The organism is Idiomarina sp. UBA4206, from assembly GCF_002383015.1.
In the GTDB taxonomy this organism is placed as follows: domain Bacteria; phylum Pseudomonadota; class Gammaproteobacteria; order Enterobacterales; family Alteromonadaceae; genus Idiomarina; species Idiomarina abyssalis.
The window spans coordinates 412-4,735 of the sequence record NZ_DFTS01000046.1 but is presented as its reverse complement, the minus strand read 5'-3'; the positions used below and the strand labels follow the sequence as shown (position 1 = coordinate 4,735).

The 4,324-nt window shown below is 51.8% G+C and carries 4 protein-coding genes; 1 reads left to right on the top strand and 3 read right to left on the bottom strand.

The features are described from left to right. Window positions 1-94 precede the first annotated feature (94 nt). The 3 genes from murI to B3180_RS10580 are packed head-to-tail and all read right to left on the bottom strand — an operon-like array spanning window position 95 to window position 3,721. Window positions 95-841: a glutamate racemase gene (gene murI / locus B3180_RS10590; protein WP_278358198.1), complete on the bottom strand. Its 747-nt coding sequence runs from the start codon at window positions 839-841 to the stop codon at window positions 95-97. 5 nt (window positions 842-846) lie between these two features. Then, a complete protein-coding gene (locus B3180_RS10585; RefSeq protein ID WP_286844410.1) occupies window positions 847-3,096 on the bottom strand; it encodes a heavy metal translocating P-type ATPase in 2,250 nt (749 codons plus the stop codon). Continuing rightward, window positions 3,089-3,721, bottom strand: coding sequence for a DUF998 domain-containing protein (locus B3180_RS10580; RefSeq protein WP_199494092.1), 633 nt, complete (start codon window positions 3,719-3,721; stop codon window positions 3,089-3,091). Before B3180_RS10580 ends, B3180_RS10585 begins: the two co-directional genes overlap by 8 nt. A 67-nt stretch (window positions 3,722-3,788) precedes the next feature. Here B3180_RS10580 and B3180_RS10575 point away from each other — a divergent pair. Next, window positions 3,789-4,324: 3',5'-cyclic-nucleotide phosphodiesterase (locus B3180_RS10575; protein WP_286844409.1), on the top strand; the 536-nt coding region annotated here is incomplete at its 3' end.

The window sequence follows — 4,324 nt, the reverse complement described above, 5'->3', positions numbered from 1 at the left end:
GCCTTCGTCAAGCGTTCATGGATGAACTTGCAGCGTCTCCTCAAGCCACGAGTTCTTTTCTCAGCCGAATTGCCGGCGAAGCCTGCCCCTGGGATTAAAGTTTCAGGCCCCAGCGGGTGGCTGTGCGTTTGACGGCGTCGACGTTTTCGGTGGCTATGATGTGCAATGGTGTGCTTTCAAACTGGGCGCTTAAGTCCAGATGTTGCTTTAGCCAGGACAGCATGGCCTCGCCGGAATGGATGGTTTTGGCGCCGTTGAAGTAGTTGGAAATGCTGTCGGCTATCAACGGAAAGTGCGTGCAGCCCAGCAGCACCACGTCCGGCTTTTCAAGCTTGCTGAAATAATGCTTAAAAGTTTCCTGCAGTATCGGCCCGTCGTAAAGCTCTTCTTCCACAATAGGCACAAACAACGGCGTAGGCATAGCGCCTACCTGGCTATAACCCAACGCTTGTATTTGCTGCTGGTAGGCACCGGAGTTTATGGTCGACCGCGTAGCAATAACCAGTACCCGGGCGCTGGTATCAATACCCTGCAGTTGCTGCAGTGCCATAACACCTGGCTCCAGCACCCCGTAAACTGGCTTGTTAGAGAACTTCTGCATTTGCTCTAAAGCAGTCACACTCACGGTATTACAGGCTACCACCAGGCAGTCTACATCGGCGCCGTTAAAAAACTCCACAGCTTCCAGCGCGTAGCGCGTGACCGTATTGCTGTCCTTGCTACCGTAAGGCACCCGGGCGGTGTCTCCGTAATACAGCAACTCGCTGAAACAAGCGCTTTGCTGCAGTGACCGCGCTACTGTTAAACCACCCACACCGCTATCAAAAACTCCAACTTTCATGCTTACTATTTCTCCAGGCTTACTGTTTTAAGACGCAGCGCGTTGGTTATGACAAAGACACTGGACAGCGCCATAGCACCTGCCGCCAGCATAGGCGACAGCAAAATACCAAAAAACGGATACAGTACGCCGGCAGCGACAGGAATCAGTGCGGTATTATAAGCAAACGCCCAGAATAAATTCTGATGAATATTGCGCATGGTTGCTTCTGACAAGGCGAAGGACTGCTGCACCACGGTCAGATTATCTGACATCAGTACCACATCGGCGGATTCAATCGCCACGTCGGTACCGGTTCCGATAGCAAAACCCACATCAGCAGAGGCCAATGCCGGCGCATCATTAATACCGTCCCCTACAAATATGACTTGACCCCACTCCTTCTTAAGGCGCTTTACGGCATCCACTTTGCCATCGGGTTTAACGTTAGCTACCACTTCGTCAATGCCCAGTTCTTTGGCAATGCGTTTTGCAGTGGACTCGGCATCTCCTGTGCCCATTGCCGTTTTCAGGCCGTCATCATGCAAGCGCTTAATCAGCTCTTTGGCGCTGGATTTAATCGGATCATCCTGAGTAAATACCGCAGCAAGCTTGCCATCCACAGCCACGTAAATGGGTGTGCGGCCACTTTCAGACCAGTTTTTCGCGTCATCAGGTTCGTTATCAAGCGCAATACCGTTGTCCTGCATTAACTCGCTGGTACCAATGTAAAGCGTTTTACCATCGACTTTACCCGTAGCACCCAAACCGGAAATGGCTTCAAAACTGTCAGGCTCGCTCACTTTAATGTCATGTTCTTTGGCATAGTTGACCAGAGCTTCTGCAGTGGGGTGTTCTGACTTAGCTTCAACCGAGGCGGCTAATGTCAGCACCTCTTTTTCCTCAAAGTCACTCAGGGTAAGCCAGTCGGTAATGGTTGGTTTGCCTTCTGTCAGTGTACCGGTTTTATCAAAAATAACGCCTTTCGACTGCTGCAACGCCTGCAACGCACTGCCCTGACGGAATAGCACGCCCATTTCAGCACCTCGACCGGTCCCCACCATAATAGACGTAGGCGTTGCCAGCCCCATCGCGCAGGGGCAGGCAATTATTAACACGGCCACCGCGTTTACCAAAGCGAATGTGAGTGCTGACTCACTCGCCGCAAAATACCACACCACAAAGGTCAGCAGAGCCACCAGCATGACCGCCGGTACAAACCATAATGTAATGCGGTTCACAGTATCCTGAATCGGCAATTTACTGCCCTGAGCCTGCTCAACCATACGAATGATCTGCGCCAGCACTGTGCCTTCGCCGGTCGCCGTCACTTTAAAGCGCAGCGTCCCTTTTTCGTTCAGGGTACCGCCGACCACTTTATCGCCTTTTTCTTTATGCACTGGCTCAGGTTCACCGGTTATCATGGCTTCGTTCACATAACTGTCACCGGAAGACACTTCGCCATCCAGTGCAATACGCTCGCCCGGACGCACTTCAATTTCATCACCTTTACCCAGTTCAGCAATATCGACTTCGGTCACCTCACCGTCCCGCACCACACGTGCGGTTTTGCTTTGCAGACTCATCAGTCGCTGAATCGCGTCCGAGGTATGGCTTTTAGCGCGCGCTTCCATAAAGCGTCCGGCCAGAATCAGCGTGACAATAACCGCCGAAGCTTCGAAGTAAACGTTCACTGACTCGCTCGGCAGCCACGAAGGAACAATTGTTGCCACTACCGAGTAACCCCAGGCTGCGGTAGCGCCCAGAGCCACCAAAGAATTCATGTCCGGTGCCCCGCGGAATAGCGCAGGAATGCCCAATTTATAAAAACGCGCACCGGGAACCGCAAGCACCACAGTAGTAAGCACTAACTGTACCCACCAGCTGTTCTGTAACCCTAGTGAGTTATGCACCCACTCGGAAAATACCGGCACCATATGGTTGCCCATAGCAAGGATAAACACCGGCAGCGTCAACAACGCTGAAAGCCATAACTGGCCTTTTAACGTTCGCATCTCCTTTGCCTGTTGCTCACGTTGCTCGCGCATTTGCTTATCGCGATCAAGCACTTCGTGGGCATCATAGCCCGCACCTTTCACCGCCTTAATCAGATCATTGACAGAAACCTTGTCAGAGTAAGTTACTTCGGCACTGTCCGACGCCAGGTTAACCGAGGCATCTTCAACACCATCCAGACCATTAAGCGCCTTATCGACACGCCCAACGCAGGACGCACAACTCATACCTTCAATACTTAAACGAACGGAATTACTCATCGCTACCTCCGTCGGCTTCTGCAGGCTTCAGCCACAGCAACAGCCAAAACACGACCAACTGCGCCAGCTCAACATAACGTTGCATGGCACCGCGCACCTCTGCCAGCTCTGGATTAATCATCAATACAAAGCCTAAAGCAATAATCACTGACAGCAGGACAAACGCGCAACGCACCGGCCAGGTAGTTCTTGGTGTAAAGGTCAGCAGCAAGGTGCCCAGCGCGAAGCCAAAGTAACTGACTATGCTGATAATATTATGTAACGCCTGAGAGCTGGAGCCGTCCGTCGGACAGCCCAGGTCGCAGGGCGCTATAGCCGCACCGAGATAAGCAACCGGATAGAAAAACAGTAACGCCCAGCCTAAATGACTAATGCCTTGCACCCGCAAATGCGGCCGGGCTGTTAACAAAACGCCGAAGGAAATCATCGCCAGAGGAATAAAACCCACCCAGCCAAAAGCGCCCGCCGCAGTACTGCCGGTGGCATTAATTTCACTGATGTACTGGCTGACATGTGAAAAGTCGTCTTTTACCCAGGTTGCCACCAACTGCAGCCCAACCCAAAACAAGGTCAGAATAATGAGTTGCGGCATCACTGGAGAGCTTTTCGTCGGTGCGTTTTGCATGTAGCCTCCTCGGCAGTATTAATGTGATAATCTTTCACTACAGTGTAAACCAAGATGGGAACAGATTGTGAATATTCAAGTGCTTGGCTGCAGCGGCGGACTCAGCGGCGACAACAAAGGCGGTTCAACCTGTATTCAGCTCAATCATAACATTGTGATTGACGCAGGCACCGGTCTGAATCAACTCAGCCTGGCACAAATGCACCAAGTTCGGCATGTGTTTTTAACCCATTCACACATGGACCACATAGCGGCCCTCCCTACCTTTTTAAGTAACCAGTACGGAAGTGAGCACTTACCCGTCACCGTATACGCACAGGCTCATACCCTGGAGAAGCTGAAGAATAACATTTTTAACGGCGATATCTGGCCTGAACTCAGCAGCATGACCGAAGGACCGGAGCCGATACTAACCTTTAAAGAAATTCACCCGGGTGAATGCATAGAGCTTGAAGGTATGGAAATTAAAGCCTTTGCCGTCGAGCATAGCGTGCCGACAGTGGGGTACAGCGTCAAAAGTCAGGGCAAACACTTTGTCTTCCCTGCCGATACCATAGCCGGCAAGCAACTGACCGAGCAGCTTAACCGCTTAGGCCACATTGC